The 15,413-nt window shown below is 70.8% G+C and carries 18 protein-coding genes; 12 read left to right on the top strand and 6 right to left on the bottom strand.

Annotation, left to right across the window (positions count from 1 at the left end):
* Nucleotides 1-110 precede the first annotated feature (110 nt).
* From ACFY1H_RS01115 to ACFY1H_RS01100, 4 genes are all read right to left on the bottom strand, one after another.
* Entirely contained in the window at nt 111-1,139 is a 1,029-nt protein-coding gene (locus tag ACFY1H_RS01115) for a CopD family protein (protein WP_366586083.1), read from the bottom strand.
* Complete coding sequence (locus ACFY1H_RS01110) at nt 1,136-1,705, bottom strand: copper resistance protein CopC (RefSeq protein ID WP_386943754.1); 570 nt, start codon at nt 1,703-1,705, stop codon at nt 1,136-1,138. Before ACFY1H_RS01110 ends, ACFY1H_RS01115 begins: the two co-directional genes overlap by 4 nt.
* Entirely contained in the window at nt 1,706-2,455 is a 750-nt protein-coding gene (locus tag ACFY1H_RS01105; RefSeq protein ID WP_386943752.1) for a YcnI family protein, read from the bottom strand.
* Between the two features lie 76 nt (nt 2,456-2,531).
* Nucleotides 2,532-3,077 (bottom strand): hypothetical protein, encoded by a 546-nt coding sequence (locus tag ACFY1H_RS01100; protein WP_386943750.1) that lies wholly within the window; start codon nt 3,075-3,077, stop codon nt 2,532-2,534.
* 295 nt (nt 3,078-3,372) lie between these two features.
* On the opposite strand from ACFY1H_RS01100, the gene ACFY1H_RS01095 reads away from it, so the two are divergent.
* The 6 genes from ACFY1H_RS01095 to ACFY1H_RS01070 all read left to right on the top strand — a co-directional run bounded on the left by ACFY1H_RS01095 (nt 3,373) and on the right by ACFY1H_RS01070 (nt 7,976).
* Complete coding sequence (locus ACFY1H_RS01095; RefSeq protein WP_386943748.1) at nt 3,373-4,020, top strand: ABC transporter permease; 648 nt, start codon at nt 3,373-3,375, stop codon at nt 4,018-4,020.
* Entirely contained in the window at nt 4,013-5,215 is a 1,203-nt protein-coding gene (locus tag ACFY1H_RS01090) for an ABC transporter ATP-binding protein (RefSeq protein ID WP_386943746.1), read from the top strand. The genes ACFY1H_RS01095 and ACFY1H_RS01090 overlap by 8 nt, the downstream gene beginning before the upstream one ends.
* Nucleotides 5,212-5,991, top strand: a complete 780-nt coding sequence (locus ACFY1H_RS01085; RefSeq protein ID WP_386943744.1) for an ABC transporter permease — start codon at nt 5,212-5,214, stop codon at nt 5,989-5,991. The genes ACFY1H_RS01090 and ACFY1H_RS01085 overlap by 4 nt, the downstream gene beginning before the upstream one ends.
* Entirely contained in the window at nt 5,991-6,962 is a 972-nt protein-coding gene (locus ACFY1H_RS01080; protein WP_386943742.1) for a glycine betaine ABC transporter substrate-binding protein, read from the top strand. The genes ACFY1H_RS01085 and ACFY1H_RS01080 overlap by 1 nt, the downstream gene beginning before the upstream one ends.
* Before the next feature lie 98 nt (nt 6,963-7,060).
* Nucleotides 7,061-7,630 (top strand): NAD(P)H-dependent oxidoreductase, encoded by a 570-nt coding sequence (locus tag ACFY1H_RS01075; protein WP_366586095.1) that lies wholly within the window; start codon nt 7,061-7,063, stop codon nt 7,628-7,630.
* 10 nt (nt 7,631-7,640) lie between these two features.
* The gene (locus ACFY1H_RS01070; RefSeq protein WP_366586097.1) at nt 7,641-7,976 is read left to right on the top strand and encodes a winged helix-turn-helix transcriptional regulator; all 336 of its coding nucleotides are present in this window, start codon (nt 7,641-7,643) and stop codon (nt 7,974-7,976) included.
* A gap of 65 nt (nt 7,977-8,041) precedes the next feature.
* On the opposite strand, the gene ACFY1H_RS01065 is transcribed toward ACFY1H_RS01070, so the two are convergent.
* A complete protein-coding gene (locus ACFY1H_RS01065; protein ID WP_366586099.1) occupies nt 8,042-8,506 on the bottom strand; it encodes a DUF6474 family protein in 465 nt (154 codons plus the stop codon).
* 115 nt (nt 8,507-8,621) lie between these two features.
* On the opposite strand from ACFY1H_RS01065, the gene ACFY1H_RS01060 reads away from it, so the two are divergent.
* The 6 genes from ACFY1H_RS01060 (at nt 8,622) to ACFY1H_RS01035 (ending at nt 14,455) form a co-directional block, all read left to right on the top strand.
* The gene (locus ACFY1H_RS01060) at nt 8,622-10,304 is read left to right on the top strand and encodes a TM0106 family RecB-like putative nuclease (protein WP_386943739.1); all 1,683 of its coding nucleotides are present in this window, start codon (nt 8,622-8,624) and stop codon (nt 10,302-10,304) included.
* A gap of 31 nt (nt 10,305-10,335) precedes the next feature.
* Nucleotides 10,336-11,181, top strand: coding sequence for a GNAT family N-acetyltransferase (locus ACFY1H_RS01055; protein ID WP_386943737.1), 846 nt, complete (start codon nt 10,336-10,338; stop codon nt 11,179-11,181).
* 86 nt (nt 11,182-11,267) lie between these two features.
* On the top strand, nt 11,268-11,780 hold the full coding sequence (locus ACFY1H_RS01050) for a sigma-70 family RNA polymerase sigma factor (RefSeq protein WP_386943735.1): 513 nt from the start codon (nt 11,268-11,270) through the stop codon (nt 11,778-11,780).
* A complete protein-coding gene (locus ACFY1H_RS01045; RefSeq protein WP_386943733.1) occupies nt 11,777-12,907 on the top strand; it encodes a hypothetical protein in 1,131 nt (376 codons plus the stop codon). Before ACFY1H_RS01050 ends, ACFY1H_RS01045 begins: the two co-directional genes overlap by 4 nt.
* Nucleotides 12,908-12,977: 70 nt before the next feature.
* The gene (locus tag ACFY1H_RS01040; RefSeq protein WP_386944818.1) at nt 12,978-13,616 is read left to right on the top strand and encodes a helix-turn-helix transcriptional regulator; all 639 of its coding nucleotides are present in this window, start codon (nt 12,978-12,980) and stop codon (nt 13,614-13,616) included.
* A gap of 161 nt (nt 13,617-13,777) precedes the next feature.
* Nucleotides 13,778-14,455: a class I SAM-dependent methyltransferase gene (locus ACFY1H_RS01035; RefSeq protein ID WP_386943731.1), complete on the top strand. Its 678-nt coding sequence runs from the start codon at nt 13,778-13,780 to the stop codon at nt 14,453-14,455.
* A 48-nt stretch (nt 14,456-14,503) separates the two neighbouring features.
* Here the strand turns inward: ACFY1H_RS01035 and ACFY1H_RS01030 are convergent, their stop codons facing one another.
* On the bottom strand, nt 14,504-15,262 hold the full coding sequence (locus tag ACFY1H_RS01030; protein WP_360598662.1) for an SDR family NAD(P)-dependent oxidoreductase: 759 nt from the start codon (nt 15,260-15,262) through the stop codon (nt 14,504-14,506).
* Between the last annotated feature and the right edge of the window lie 151 nt (nt 15,263-15,413).

Raw genomic sequence — 15,413 nt, 5'->3', positions numbered from 1 at the left:
GATCGCCTCTAACGGAGGACTGCTACTCCCGTGGTGCAACTTGCAGCTACGTGCGGTGAGAACCAACGGGTAATGAGCTGGGAAACAGTGGGATTTCGAGGAAATCGGCTTCAGGAGACCGCGACCGGCGCCCGTGTCAGCACGACGGCGAAGCCGAACGCCAGCCCCATGACCGTGAGCTCAAGCGTCGCCCACGACGCGATCGCCGTGCGGTTGTGGCGCACGATCTGCGGCATCAGCCGCCAGCGCAGGTTGGCCGCGAGCAGCGCGATCGCCCCGGTGCACGCGATCTTCAGCAGCACCAGCTGCCCGTACGGCGTCGTGAACACACCCGCCCAGAAGCTGATGGTCGGGTTGGCCAGGATCTCGACGGCGCCGTTGAACACGCCGGTCACCGCCGAGACGGCCAGGCACAGCGTCGCCAGCTTGGAGAACCGCGGCAGCGCGTGGGCCAGCAGCGTGCGGTTCGTCGCGAGCAGCACGATCATCGCGCCGAGGCCGCCGCACCAGGCGACGGCGCTCATCACGTGCAGCTCCATCGAGATCATCGTGTAGTCGTGCCACGACGAGTTGGACGCGTGGCCGGTCACCGGCAGCGGCAGCAGCGCGAACATGCCGACGCCCACGCGCACCTCGGCCGGCACCTTCTCGCCCTGGCGCAGCGCGAGGAACCCGAGCCCGGCGTGCAGCAGCGCCAGCACCGCGACGATCACCAGCGCCTTGCCCGCGCCGACTTCGGCGATGTACGCGCCGATGTCGCTCGCGGTCAGCGTCGACTTGCCCGGCTTGTACTCCGCGGTCTGCAGGATCAGCGCGACCACCGAGCTCGCCGACCAGATCAACGCGGCGGCGACGGCGGCCGGCCGCGCCCGCCGCATGATCGGCTCGGTGAGCTTCGGCCGGTCGTAGCCGACCATCACCGAAAGCAGGCCCAGCCCGATCGTGGCGACCGCGGCCAGGTCCATCAGCACGCGCACGATCGGGATGGCGGCCGAGACCACCTCGCTGGGCTCCACCACACCCGGGATGGGTGCCGACGCCGTGAGCGCGACGCCGATCAGCGCGCCCAGCAGGCCCGCCGTGACCACGCAGAGCAGCGTGGACCAGCGGACCGTCGAGGTGGTCTCGGCTCTCGTCACTGCTTCGTCTTCTCCTGGCTCGGCTCACGCCCGGTGCGCAGCGCGACGGTGAGCCCGATCGCGAGCAGCACCACCGCGCCCGCGATCCAGACCCAGATGGGAATCCCGGTCGAGCTGGACGTCGAGGACGTCGCCGACGTACCGGCGGCCGGTGCCCCGGACGCCTTGGCCGCGTCGACCTTCGCCGGCGTACCCGAGCCCGCCTTGGTGAGGGTGAACGGGATCTCGCCCGACACCGGGTGCCCGTCGGCCGACAGGATCCGGTAGCCGACCGTGTACTTGCCCGCCGGGCCGAGCGGCCGCAGCGGTGCGCTGATCACGTTGTTCTCCACGGTCACCGGGCCTTCGGCCCACTGGTTCCCGTCGGGTCCGGTCACCGCGATCTGGTTCACGTCGGCGTTCTGCACGTACTGGTCGAACGTCAGCGTGACCTTCGCCGGACCGGTGGCCAGCGATGCGCCGTCGGCCGGGTTGGAACTGATCAGCACGTTGTGCGCCAGCGCCGGGGTGGCCGTGCCCAGCAGGGCCACCCCGGTGATCGCCAGCGCGAGGAGCGCTTTCCGCATTTACTTGGTTCCTTCGGTGTTTCCGGTGCGCCGCGAGCGCGTGATGGCTCCGACGCCGAAGCCGAGCCCGAGCGCGCCGACGACGAGGCCGGCGCCGCCGAGCCAACGGGCGGTGCTGTCGGAGGAATCGACCGCGGCCGCCTGCGTTTCGGCGTTCGTGGTCGACGCGGTCATGCCGGCGTGCTCATCCCCGCCACTCTTGGCGGCGAGCTTGATGGTGGGCGCCGGGTGTTCCGGCTCCTCACCGCCGGCGGTCGCGGTTTCGTTCCACGACACCACCTTGCCGGCCTCGTAGGTCTGGATGGCGGGGAACTCGAGCTGGTCCACGTTCGCCGGCAGCGGGCCGGCGCTGACCTCGAACTCCTGGAACTGGTTCTGCCCGATCTTGGTGCCGGCGTCGGCGGTCCAGACGACCTTGGTGACGGCTTCGGTGATCTTCGTGCCCGACGCGGTGGTCACCGGCTGGGGGAGCGTCGACTTGGTGACCTGCGCGGTCCAGCCCGGGATCGGCTTGGTGCTCACGCTGCCGATGCCGTACTCCGGCTTGAAGTCCACTTCGAGCCCGATGGTGCCGAGCTTCGCGTCCTCGTTGGGAACGCGGAAGAAGATCGCGCCGTACCCGCCCTGGGTCGCCGGGGCGCCGTAGACGTTGGCGGTGACGTGGGCCGACGCGATGCCGGCGCCGAGCAGGCCGGTGATGCCGACGGTGGCGGCCAGCACACCGGCGCGCTTGAAGACGTGATGGGACACAACTGCTCCTGAACAGGGGGTGATCCGGTGGAGAGCCTTCGGGGGCTCCACCGGTGAGGGAAAAGGGAAATCGGGTTCAGGGCAGTGCCGGAGGCCCGCGCCGGCCGCGGACGCGCCGCAGCTCGACGTCGAGGATCGCCACGGACCGCGACGGTCGCGGCGGGAGTGCCACGGCCGCGCCGGCGGGCACGGGCTGTGGCGGTGTGAGGAGCGGCAGGACCGCTCGCACCACGTGGAGCACGGCCAGCAGCAGCGCGTCGGCGCGAGCCAGCAGCAGGGCGGTGATGAGCGTGGCGACGGCGTGCGAAGCCGTCATCGTCCAGCCGCTCGCCCAGCCCGCGGCCGGGTGGCCGTCGTGGCCCGCGAGCGTCGTCAGCACCAGGTGCATCACCAGCTGGCCGGCACCGAGCACGGCGATGGTCGCGAGGCGGCCGCGGGCCTTGCCCGCGAGCGCGGTGCCCGTCCAGCCGAGCAGACCGGTGAGCAGGACCGTGAGCGCCGGGTCGGGCAGCCCGCCGTCGGCGACGCCGTGGGCGGTCACCGCGAGTGACGCCGAACTGGCCGCGAGCAGCCCGCCGCGCGCAGCGGCCAACGCGCCGCGGTGCCGGGTCCGGGTGCTCACGAACAGCAGTTTATCGGCACTCCGGCGGGTGATCGAGCACTCCCGGCCTGTGAGCACGGTCTCGGTGAACGTTCAAGTAAATGCTGGTCGCAGCGTTGCGATCAGGTGGCGACCGCCCGGCCAGGCCGCTCGCTTCGGTTGCCGATCGTCTCAGGATGCGAAACGGTGGTCTGACCAACGGTGAGACAGGAGGTTTGGTCCGCGTTCGTTCTGGGTAGTCACCCTCCCGGTTGATGAGCTACTCCGAACGGGTGACGTCTGGGGCTCCTCACTAGCGGCAGGAGAACGAATACGCATGAACCTCTTCGAGTACATCTCGGACCGGTGGGACCGGTTGTGGCTGCAGGCGTACCTGCACACGAGCATGGTCGTGCAGTGCACGATCCTCGCCGCCGTACTGGGTGTGGCGATCGGCATCGTGGTGTACCGCAGTCCCATCGGCTCGGCTGTCGCCACGGCGCTGGCCAGCACGATCCTGACCGTTCCCTCCTTCGCCCTCCTCGGGCTGCTGATCCCGCTCTCGGGGCTCGGCTCCACCACCGCGGTCATCGCGCTGGTGCTCTACGGCCTGCTCCCGATCGTGCGGAACACGATCGTCGGCCTCGCGGGCGTCGACCCAGCGGTGACGGATGCCGCGCGCGGCATCGGGATGGGCCGGTTCTCCGTGCTCACCCGCGTCGAGCTGCGGCTGGCGTGGCCCGCGATCCTCACCGGCATGCGCGTCGCGACGCAGATGCTGATGGGCATCGCGGTGATCGCGGCCTACGCGAAGGGCCCCGGCCTCGGATCCGAGGTCTTCTCGGGCCTCACCAACGCGGGCAGCGCCAACTCGCTCAACCAGGCCCTCACGGGCACCGTCGGCGTCGTGATCCTCGCGCTCGTGCTCGACGCCATCTACGTCCTGATCAAGCGATTGACCGTACCGAGGGGGCTCCGTGGCTGAGCACGCTTTCGAAGACCACGCTGCCGACGACCATGTCTCCGGCGCCGAAATCGAACTGGAACACGTCACCAAGCGCTACCCGGGCACGCGCGCGCCCGCCGTCGACGACTTCTCGATGGTCGTGCCCGCCGGCAAGATCGTCGTCCTGGTCGGCCCGTCCGGCTGTGGCAAGACGACCACGATGCGGATGATCAACCGGCTGATCGAGCCCACCTCCGGGCGCATCACGATCGGCGGCGAGGACGCGCTGAAGCTCGACGTCGACACCCTGCGCCGCCGCATCGGCTACGCGATCCAGCAGGCCGGGCTGTTCCCGCACTTCACCGTGGCGCAGAACATCGGCGTGGTGCCGGGGCTGCTCGGCTGGGACAAGAAGCGGGTCTCCTCGCGCGTCGAGGAGATGATGGACCTGGTCGGCCTTGACCCGGCCGACTTCCGCGACCGCTTCCCGCGCCAGCTCTCCGGTGGCCAGCAGCAGCGCGTCGGCGTGGCCCGCGCGCTCGCGGCCGACCCGCCGGTGCTGCTGATGGACGAGCCGTTCGGCGCCGTGGACCCCATCACGCGCGGCAATCTGCAGGACGAGCTCTTGCGGCTGCAGACCGAACTCAAGAAGACGATCGTGTTCGTCACGCACGACTTCGACGAGGCCGTGAAGCTCGGCGACAAGATCGCGGTCCTCGGCAACGAGTCGAAGATCCTGCAGTACGACACCCCGGACGCGATCCTCGCCAACCCGGCCGACGACACCGTCGCCGGCTTCGTCGGCGCCGGCGCTTCGCTCAAGCAGCTGACCCTGCTGCGCGTACGCGACGTCGAGCTGAAGCAGGACGCGCTCACCGCGGCCGAGGACGAAGACCCGGCCGACATCGCGCGCAAGCTCGACGACCAGCGCAAGCACTTCGTGCTCGTCCTCGACCGGCGCCGCCGTCCCACGCGCTGGGTGCACCGGCGCCAGCTCACCGCGGCGACCTCGCTCGCCGACGCGGGCAAGCCGTTGCGCGACATCGTGAGCCTGCAGTCGACGCTGCAGGACGCCCTGGAGGCCATGCTCGCCGAGGGTGGTTCGGTGCCGGTCACCGGCGCGCGCGGCGAGTTCGCCGGCACGATCGAGCTGGACACCGTGATCAACACGATCCAGCAGCTGCGCGACGAGCACGCCGACGATCACGAGACGGTCGGGGGTGTGACGCAGTGACAGCAGTCGTCGAAGCGGGCTTCTCCACCGAATCCGGCTCCCGCGGCGCGGAGCGCTTCCGCCTGTTCGCGCAGCCCATCGCCGTGGTCGTGCTGGTCGCGGTCACGCTCGGCTGGGTGTTCGGCACCGGCGTCACCGCCACCGAGGCGACCACGCTCAATGCCACTTCGCTGCTCACCGCGCTGCGCGACCACGTCGCGATGACGCTGGTCGTGGTGGTGCTCGTGGTGCTCGTGGCCGTGCCGCTCGGAGTCATGGTCACGCGGCGGTGGGCGCGGTTCCTCGCGCCCGTTTTCCTCGCGGTCGCCAACATCGGCCAGGCCGCGCCCGCGCTGGGTGTGCTGGTGCTGTGGTTCATCGTCACCGGCGCCGTCGGCGGGCTGTGGGTCGCGGCGCTGCCGCTGGCGTTCTACTCGCTGCTGCCGGTGTTGCGGAACACGATGGTGGGCCTGCAGCAGGTGGACCCGGCGCTGATCGACGCAGGGCGCGGCATCGGGATGTCCTCGTCGGCCGTGCTGTGGCGCGTGGAGTTCCCGCTGGCGATCCCGCTGATCCTGGCCGGTCTGCGCACGTCGCTCGTGCTGGCCGTGGGGACCGCGACGTTCGGGATGTTCGTCAACGCCGGTGGGTTCGGCCTGCTGATCGACACCGGCTACAAGCTCAACCTCACCAAGGTGCTGATCACCGGCTCCGTGCTGGCCGTCGCGCTGGCGCTGCTGGTCGACTGGCTGGGCGCGGTCGCGGAACAGTACTTCGGGCCGAAGGGGCTGCGCTGATGAACGTCCTCAAGAAGGCGGGCGTCCTCGCGGGGGCGGCGCTGCTCGCCGGGACGCTCTCGGCGTGCGGGCTCGACCTCAACACGTCCGTGCCGTACTCGATCCAGCCCGGTTCCATCCAGCCGATCCCCGGCGTGCAGGGTGTGCGCGTGGTGGTGGGGTCGAAGGACTTCACCGAGAACATCATCCTGGGCTACATGGCGGAGATGGCGCTGAGCGCCGCCGGCGCCGACGTCGTGGACCTCACCGACATCAAGGGGTCCAACTCGTCGCGCCAGGCGCTGCTCAACGGCCAGACCGACGTCACGTGGGAGTACACCGGCACCGGCTGGATCAACTACCAGGGCAACGAGCTGCCGGTGCCGGGCGGCGAGCAGGCGCAGTACGACGCGACCGCGAAGGCCGACGCCGAGAAGAACGGCATCACCTGGCTCAAGTACTCGCCGCTCAACGACCAGTACGCGTTCGCCACGACGGAGGCGTACGCCAAGCAGAACAACCTCAAGACCACCACCGACCTGGCGAACTTCCTCAAGCAGAAGCCCGACCAGGCGCGGTTCTGCCTGGAGACGGAGTTCACCAGCCGCCAGGACGGCTTCCCGGCGGCGGTCAAGGCGTACGGCTTCCAGAACCCGAAGATCGAGAACTTCGGCATCGGCACGATCTACTCAGCCGTGGCCAACGGCACGTGCCCGGTCGGCGAGGTGTTCACCACCGACGGCCGGATCTCGGGGCTCAACCTGCGCGTGCTGGAGGACGACAAGAAGGCGTTCCCGCAGTACAACGCCGCGGTGACGATGCGCACGGACTTCCTGAACCAGCACCCCGCGCTGCGGGGCCCGCTCGAGAAGGTGACCGCGGCGATCGACAACGAGCAGATGGTGCAGCTGTGCAAGCAGGTCGACGTCGACGGCAAGGACGCCGGCGTGGTCGCGCACCAGTGGATGCTCGACAAGGGGTTCATCAAGTAACCGGTCGGACGCGGGTCGTTCACTAAGGAATGCTAAGTTGCTCAGGATTCCTTAGTCGAGCGGCCCGCGTTCTGCCGGGCCGGGAGGAGGCGACGGCGTTGCCGAAGCTTGAGATCATCCTGGCGAGCACGCGACCGGGCCGCGTGGGCCTGCCGGTGGCGAAGTGGACGGAGGCCGCGGCGATCGAGCACGGCGGCTTCGACGTCGAGCTCGTGGACCTCGCCGTGGTCAACCTGCCGTTCTTCAACGAACCGAAGCACCCGCGCCTCGGTCAGTACGAGCACCAGCACACGAAGGACTGGAGCGCCAAGGTGTCCGAAGCGGACGCGTTCGTCTTCGTGATGCCGGAGTACAACTACGGCTACAACGCCGAGCTGAAGAACGCCATCGACTACCTGCACAACGAGTGGAAGTACAAGGCCGTCGGCCTGGTCAGCTACGGCGGCGTCGCGGCCGGCACGCGCGCGGTGCAGCAGATCAAGCAGGTCGTGACGACGCTGCGCATGACCCCGGTCTTCGACGCGGTGTCGGTGCCGTTCGTGCAGCAGTTCATCAGCGACGAGGGCGAGTTCGTGCCCAACGAGATCGTGAAGACCTCGGCCAAGGCCATGTTCGACGAGCTGGTGCGGGTCACCGCGTCGCTGGCGCCGCTTCGCTCGGGCGACTGAGGGAATGGCCGTGGACCGGCAGGCGGAGGAAGCCCACCGCGTGTGCACGCGCTTCCACGCGGCGATCGAGCTGATCGGCACGCGCTGGACGGGCGCGATCCTGCGGGCGGTCTTCACCGGTCACCACCGCTACGCCCTGATCAAGGCCGCGGTGCCCGGCATCAGCGACACGATGCTGACGCAGCGGCTGCGGAAGCTGGAGGAGGACGGCCTGCTGGAGAAGCGCGTCCTCACCGCCACGCCGCTGCAGGTCGAGTACCACCTCACGGCGAAGAGCCAGGACCTGGAGCCGGTCCTCGACGCCGTGGTCGCGTGGTCGCACAAGTGGATTCCGCTGCCGTCTTGAGTCTGCTTGTCGAAACGGCCGAAGCCGGGCCGTTCACCACTTCGGGTGAGCGGCCCGGCTCGCGCTCAGACGCCGAGCCGGTGCAGCAGCTGTTCCTCCAGGGAGTCGAGCTCGCTCGCGACCGCGCGGTGCGCGGCCTTGCGCCGGGCGGCGGGCATCCGCTCGGCCGCGCGGACCGTGGCCGACAGCTGTTCGAGGGTGCCCTGGGTGTCGGTCGCGAACTTCGCGTCGGCGTCGGTGGCCTTGCTCGACTTCCTGAGCTCGCCCAGCCCCTGCACGAGACCGGCGATCCGCGCGTGCAGCGCGGCACCGCGGCCGGAGAACTCGCCGAGCTGGTCGACGGCGACGCCGAGCTTGCGCGCCTGGTAGCGGTCGTACATCTCCCGGGCCGCGCCCGCCGCGCGCACCGCGTACGGCGCGACGACCGGGATCACGGCCGGGCCGAGCACCTTGGCCACCGCGATCGCGTTCTTCGCCTTCTTCGGGGTGATCCGAGCTTCACCCGCGTCCTGCTTGGCCTTGCGCGCCATGGCCCACCTCCTGCTACTCGTCGGGGTCGAACTTACTGGTCCGAGCAGGGCCGGGCATGTCGGCTCGCAGCACGGAAAGGCAGTTCTGTCGGTGGGGGCGGATAAGGTGATCGTCATGGGTAACGAGGTGCTGCTCGACGCCGGAGCGGTCAGTCGCTGCCGTCGTCGTGTGCATCTGGAGCACGACCCCGCGATGCGCGACGTCCCGCTGCCGCCGCCGGATCCGACGGCGCAGCAGCGGATCGCCGACGCGACGGCGCACCGCGAGGCGATCCTGCAGCGCCTCATCGACGCGACCACCGACGTCGAGGGCTCTGATGCCGAGAACCATCAGGCGGCCGGCGCGACCTGGGTGCGCATCCCGCGTGACCTGCCCGCGGCCGACCGCGTGCGGCTCACGGAGGAGGCCTTCGCCGAGGGCGCGCGGTTCATCTGGGGCCCGCTGCTGCGGGCCGACCCGGTCGGGCACCGGCGCGGCGGCGTCGACCTGCTCGTGCGCACCGCGACCGGGTACGTGCCGGTGCTCGTGGTGCGCCACCGCATCACCGACCGCGGCCAGGGTGCGCCGACCACCGGGCTGACCGACCTCGACCCGGCGCACCGCACGCCGGACGAGACGCGCAAGGTCCGTTCGCAGCCGCGCGACCAGCTTAGGCTCGCGCACCTGCGGCGGATGCTGCAGACGTACGGGCGCGCCGAGACCGGCCGCGCCGTCGGCGGGGTCATCGGGCTCGACGCCGACGTGGTGGTCTGGCACGACCTCACCGCCGGCACCTGGCCCGGCGGCCGCAGCGCGCTGGCGGAGTACGACGCGCGCTTCGCCGACCGGCTCGCCGTCGCCACCGCGGCCGCGACCGAAGGCGAACCGCTGGCCCAACCCTCGCGAGTGCTGGAGTGCCGGCGCTGCCCGTTCTGGCCTACGTGCGAGGCGCAGCTCACCGAGACCCGCGACGTCAGCCTCGTGGTGCGCGGCGAGGACGCCGGCGAGCTGCGCCGGGCCGGCGTGTCCACTGTGGACAAGCTGGCCGCGCTCGATCCGGCCGCCGAGGCACCGCCGATGAACTGGACCGGCGGCACGTTCGCCGACGCGATCATGCTCGCGCGCGCGTGGCTGGCCGACCTCACGGTGGTGCGCCGCACGCCGCTGGTCGAGGTGCCGCGCGGCGACGTCGAGGTCGACGTCGACATGGAGAGCTTCGGCGACGCCGGCGCGTACCTGTGGGGCACGCTGCTCTCGGGTGCCGACATCGGCGTCGAGCGGGGCTACCGCGCCTTCGCCACCTGGGAGCCCTTACCGACCACGGACGAAGCGCGTTCGTTCGCGGAGTTCTGGGCGTGGTTCACCGACGTGCGCGACCGCACGCTGGCGGCCGGGCTCACGTTCCGCGCCTACTGCTACAACGCGCTGGCGGAGAACCGCTGGCTGTTCGGCTCCGTCGAGCGCTTCGGCGACCACCCGGGGATCCCGGCGAAGAAGGACGTGCAGTCCTTTGTGGACTCCGACGAGTGGGTGGATCTCTTCCGCAGCGTCACCGACCAGTTCCTGTGCTCGCGCGGCAAGGGCCTCAAGGTGATCGCCCCCGTCGCGGGCTTCCAGTGGCGCGACGCGGAGGCCGGCGGCGAAGCGTCGATGCGCTGGTACCGCGACGCCGTGGGCATGGACGGCGAAACCCCCGACGACACCCAGCGCGAGCGTCTCCTGCAGTACAACGAGGACGACGTGCTGGCCACCAAGGCGTTGCGCGAGTGGATGTCCGATCGGGCACAAGTCGAGGTGCCTTTCATGCTCGACATCTGATCCGGGGTCCGGCGCGCAGTAGGGTGACCTGGTGATCAAGGTCGACCCGCCGCTGGCGATCGAGGATTCCGAGGCGGAAGCGCTGTTCCAGCTCGAGACCGGCGGTCCCGAGACGGTGCGTTCCGCGCTCGGCATGACGGCCACCCGCCTCGGCGGTGCGGTGGTGCTGGCGGTGCGCAACGACCCGACGGACTACTGGAGCAAGGCGCTCGGTTTCGGCCGCGAGGAGCCCGTCACCGCGGAGCTGATCGCCGAGGTGTGCGCGTTCTACCGCGCGGCAGGCACGCGTCGCGCCACGTTGCAGCTTGCGCCGTCGGTGATTCCGGACGACTGGGCCGAGATCTGCGCGCGCGAGGGGCTGACGACCACGTCGTCGTGGGCCAAGCTCGTCGCCCCCGTCGACGAGGTCGTGGCCCGTGCCGACGACGACGAGCGCAGGCCGGCCGACGGCATCCGGATCGCGCCGGTCGAACGCGGTGACCTGTACCGGTGGGCGGCGTTGATGCTGAGCGTCTTCGGCATGCCCGAAGAGCACTTCGCGGAGATGTTCGCCGCGTCGGCCGCCGAGCCGAACTGCCACCCGTTCGCCGTGTGGCTCGAGGACGAGATGGTCGGCACCGCGATGATGTACCGGCAGGGCGAGATCGGCCAGATGTTCGGCGGCGCGGTCGCCGAGCACGCCCGCAACCGCGGCGGGCAGACGGAGCTCCTCGCCGCCCGCGCCCGGCTTGCGGCCGAGCTGGGCTGCAGCCTGCTCGTCGCCGAAACCGGTGCCGAGGCCGAGGGTGAGCACAATTCGTCGCTGCACAACATGCTCGACCTGGGCTTCCAGGTGGCCTACGAGCGGCAGAACTGGGTGTGGCAGCCCGCCGAGTGACTCGCCGGCCCGAGTTCGGCCGCCCAGGCAACTTTCCGGTGTCCTCCGTGATCCAAGGGGGCGTCAGGTAGCGGAGGGCGGTGGGCGTGCGCGGGTTCGAGGTTTTCGTCGAGCAGCACTACGACGAGCTGTTCCGCTACGCGCTCGTGCTGACCGGCGACCGCGGCGAGGCCGAGGACGTGGTGCACGACGCGCTGCTGCGGCTGGTCAAGCACGTCGGCCGCGCGGACATCGAGCACGAACGCGCCTACGCGCGGCAGGCGTTGTTCCGTGTTTTCCTCGCTCGCCGCGACCGTCGCCGACGCGAGCGGCTGATGCCGATCGCCGGGGCAGACGTCGAGGCCGGGGGAGACGCGTTCGCGGTATCGGCGGGCCGGTCGGAGATGGTCGCGCTGCTGTGGCAGCTGCCGCCGCGGATGCGGGCGGTGCTGGCGGCGCGGTTCTACCTGGACCTCGGCGAGGCGGAGACCGCTCGGCTGCTGGGTTGCGGCGTCGGGACGGTGAAGTCGTCGACGGCGCGCGGGCTGGCCCGGCTGCGGGAGTTGTGGGAGGCCACGCACGAGCCGAGTCCGGCGGCGAGCGGGAGGGGACCGCGTTGAGGCAGCAGGAGTTCACCGACACCGTTCTCCGGGAGCTCGGCGAGACCACGCTGGCTCCGCCGGAGCCGGGGGACGCGGCTCGGATGGCACGGCGGGTGCTCGGGACGCGGGCCCGACGCAGGCAGCGGGCGCTGGTCGGGGCCGCGGCCGCTGCGGTGGTGCTCGCGCTGGGTGCGGCGACGGTCGTCACCACGCAGACCACGTCGTCGCAGGTCCAGGCCGTGCCGGTGACGCAGTGGCCCGCGCGGGGGTCGCTGGCCGGGAACGTGGCCGTGATCGAGCGCGCGCGGTGGGGCTGGGGTGGGCCGGCGGCGCAGGTGGTGTTTGCGGGCAGCCGGCCGGAGGTGGGCCCGATCGTCGTGCTCCGCCGCCAGGAGCGCGACGGTGGCGTCCGGCTGGCGTTCCTCACCGGGCCTGAGCTGCGGGTTCAGGCGCAGCTGACCGTCCCTTCGGCACAGCTCACGGCTCCGGCGTACGGCTTTGTCGCTTCGGCGCCGGACGGCGGCCCGGCCACGGGCGTCGCGGTGACGGCTCCGCAAGTGGACACGGCGAGGTTCACCTCCGGCGAGACCCAGGTAGGCGACGGCCTCGCGACCGCGAAGCTCCCACCCACCGCGGCCGCGTGGAACACCTCGCTGGCCACCGGAAACCCGCAGCACCCCGTCTTCGGCACGCTCACCAGCTCGGCGCACGACCCGGCGGTCTCGACGGGGACCGTCGTGCGCGCAGGGGCCGCGGCACAGTTCGGCATCTCCGGTGTCGATGCGAAGCCCGGCGACGTGGTCGCGACGCAGGCCGGGTTCGTCGGCGTGATCACCACCGGGCTCGACGACTTCGCGCTCTTGAAGTCGAACCCGGACGAGCTGTCGGGACCCTGGGGTCTGCGCACGGTGACGGCGTCCGGCGAGTCCGTGACGGTGATCGGCACCGGTGGCCCGACGACCGTCATCCCGGCCGGTGCGGGCGCGCTGCACGAAGGCGACCGGATCGTGCTGACCGGGTTCGGCCGCTCGGCTGCCGTGGTCGCCCTGGGCACCGTCCGTGCCGGCAAAGACGGGTCTTGGCTGCTGCAGCGCGCCGTCCCCCTGCCGCCCGATCAGTCCTCGGTGCTGCTGATCCACCGCTGAACCCTGGCGGTCACCGGCCGGCTGTGCCTATACTCGTCTGCGAATACTCGTAGACGAGGAAGTGGTGACCGTGAAGCGGCGCAAGGTCGGGAACATGCTGGGGCTGGCCGTGCTGTCGGCCCTGGTCGAGCGGCCGATGCACCCCTACGAAATGGCCTCCGTGCTGCGCGAACGCGGCAAGGACGCCGACATGAAGATCAAGTGGGGCTCGCTCTACACGGTCGTCGGCAACCTGGAGAAGCACGGCTTCGTCGCCACCGTGGAGAGCGTCCGCGACGGCGCGCGGCCCGAGCGCACGATCTACCGCCTCACCGACGCCGGCCGCGCCGAGCTGGAGGACTGGGTGGCCGAGCTGCTCGGCGAGCCGGACCTCGAACCGACGAAGTTCCAGGCCGGGCTGTCGATCATGGCTTCGCTCGGCCCGGACGAGGTGGCGGACCTGCTGACGAAACGGCTCACCGCGCTGGACAAGCGCCTCGCCGAGCGGGTGGCGGCGCTCGACGCGTTGCGCGCCGAGGTGCCGCGGCTGTTCCTCGTCGAAGGCGAATACGAGCTGGTGCTGCTGCGCGCCGAGATCGACTGGGTGCGCGGACTGCGTGACGACCTGGCCACGAGTGCGCTGCCGGGCGTCGTCGAGTGGCGGCACTACCGCGAGACCGGCGAACTGCCGGAAGACTTGACCGCTTTCGTCGAAGGTGGTCAGGAGTAGAAAGCCGGCCCCGGAGGCAGTGCTGGCACACCGCCACCGGGACCGGGGAAACCCTCGAACCGATTCCGCGGCAGCGGACCCGATCCTCAGGCTGCGATCACAGGATACGGGCCCGCACTCCCCGGAGCGGTTCGGCCGACTCACCGAACTGGAGTGCGATCATGACGAACACCGAGGTCAAACGGCACCGGACCAAGCTCGTGCCGGAGATGGAAGGACCGGTCGCGCGGGCGTACGCGCGCGGTCGCGGAACGGCGCCGCAGCTGGCGTTCTACCGCTCGTCGGCGGCGGAGCTGGCCAAGCAGCTGCCCGGTGGCGCCGACGTTCTGGAGGTGGCACCCGGGCCCGGCTTCCACGCGGTCGAGGTGGCGCGGCTCGGCTTCGCGGTCACGGGGCTGGACGTGAGCCGCACGTTCGTGTCCCTGGCGAGCCAGTACGCGCGTGAGCAGGGGGTCGCGGCGGAGTTCGTGCACGGCGACGTCGCGGCGATGCCGTTCGCGGCGGAGTCGTTCGATTTCCTGATCACGCAGGCGGCGTTCAAGAACTTCGCCGACCCGGTCGACGCGCTCGACGAGATGTGGCGCGTGCTGCGGCCGGGCGGGGTGGCGCTGGTGCAGGACCTGCGCAAGACGGCCACCTCGGAGGACATTGCCGCCGAGGTGGCTGGGATGAACCTGGGGCCCGTGGGTGCGCTCACGACAAAGTGGACACTCGGGCAGCTGCGCAAGCGCGCGTACACGCCGGAGCAGTTCGAAACGTTGGCGCGCGAAAGCCGCTTCGGTGCCTGCCACATCACCACCGACGGCATCGGGCTGGAAGCGCGGCTGACGAAGGCGTGACGCGGGGGCGGTCTGGACCACGCGCGTGGTCCAGACCGCCGGGGAGCATCAGCGCGGGGCCATGCGCAGCGCGCCGTCCATGCGGACGACTTCGCCGTTGAGGTAGTCGTGGTCGATCAGCGAGAGGGCGAGCTGCGCGTACTCGTCCGGGCGCGCCAGGCGCTTCGGGAACGGCACGCCGGCGGCGAGGCCCGCGCGGAACTCGTCGCTGACCGTGGCGAGCATCGGGGTGTCGACGATGCCCGGCGCGATCGTCAGCACGCGGATGCCTTGCGACGCGAGGTCGCGCGCGGCCGGCAGCGTGAGGCCGACGACGCCGCCCTTCGACGACGAGTAGGCGACCTGGCCGATCTGGCCGTCGTAGGCCGCGACGGAGGCGGTGTTGATGATGACGCCGCGGGCGTCGTCGGTCAGCGGCTCGGTCTTGGCGATGGCCTCGGCGGCGATGGTGAGCACGTTGAAGGTGCCGATGAGGTTGATCTGCACGACCTTCGCGTAGAGCGCGAGGTCGTGGCGGCCCTTCTTCGACAGGATGCGGGCCGAGGGGCCGATGCCGGCGCAGTTCACGACCGTGCGCAGCGGCACGCCTGAGCCTGCCGCGGTGTCGACGGCGGCCTGGACCTGGTCGGGGTCGGTGACGTCGGCCTCGACGTAGGTGACGCCGTCGACCTGTTCCGCCTTCTCGATCGACGCGGCGAGGTCGAGCGCGAAGACGCGCGCGCCCTTGGCGGCCAGCGCCTTGGCGGTGGCGCCGCCGAGGCCGGAAGCACCACCCGTGACGAGCGCTGCGGTGTCGGTGATCTGCATCTTCAGCCTTTCTGCTGCTCGTGGTGCGGCCCTGCACCGTAGCGACAGGTTAACGCTCGTTCGCACCGGCGCCGGGTGTGCTGCCTCACGCGAGGCCGTTCTTCACTTCTCGCGTGGAGTATTCGGCCCCGCCGTTTTCCGTTAGCGCCCG

It is taken from the genome of Amycolatopsis sp. NPDC001319 (assembly GCF_042896185.1).
Taxonomy (GTDB): Bacteria; Actinomycetota; Actinomycetes; order Mycobacteriales; family Pseudonocardiaceae; genus Amycolatopsis.
The sequence above is the reverse complement of the archived record's forward strand: the minus strand, read 5'-3'. Positions and strand labels throughout refer to the sequence as shown.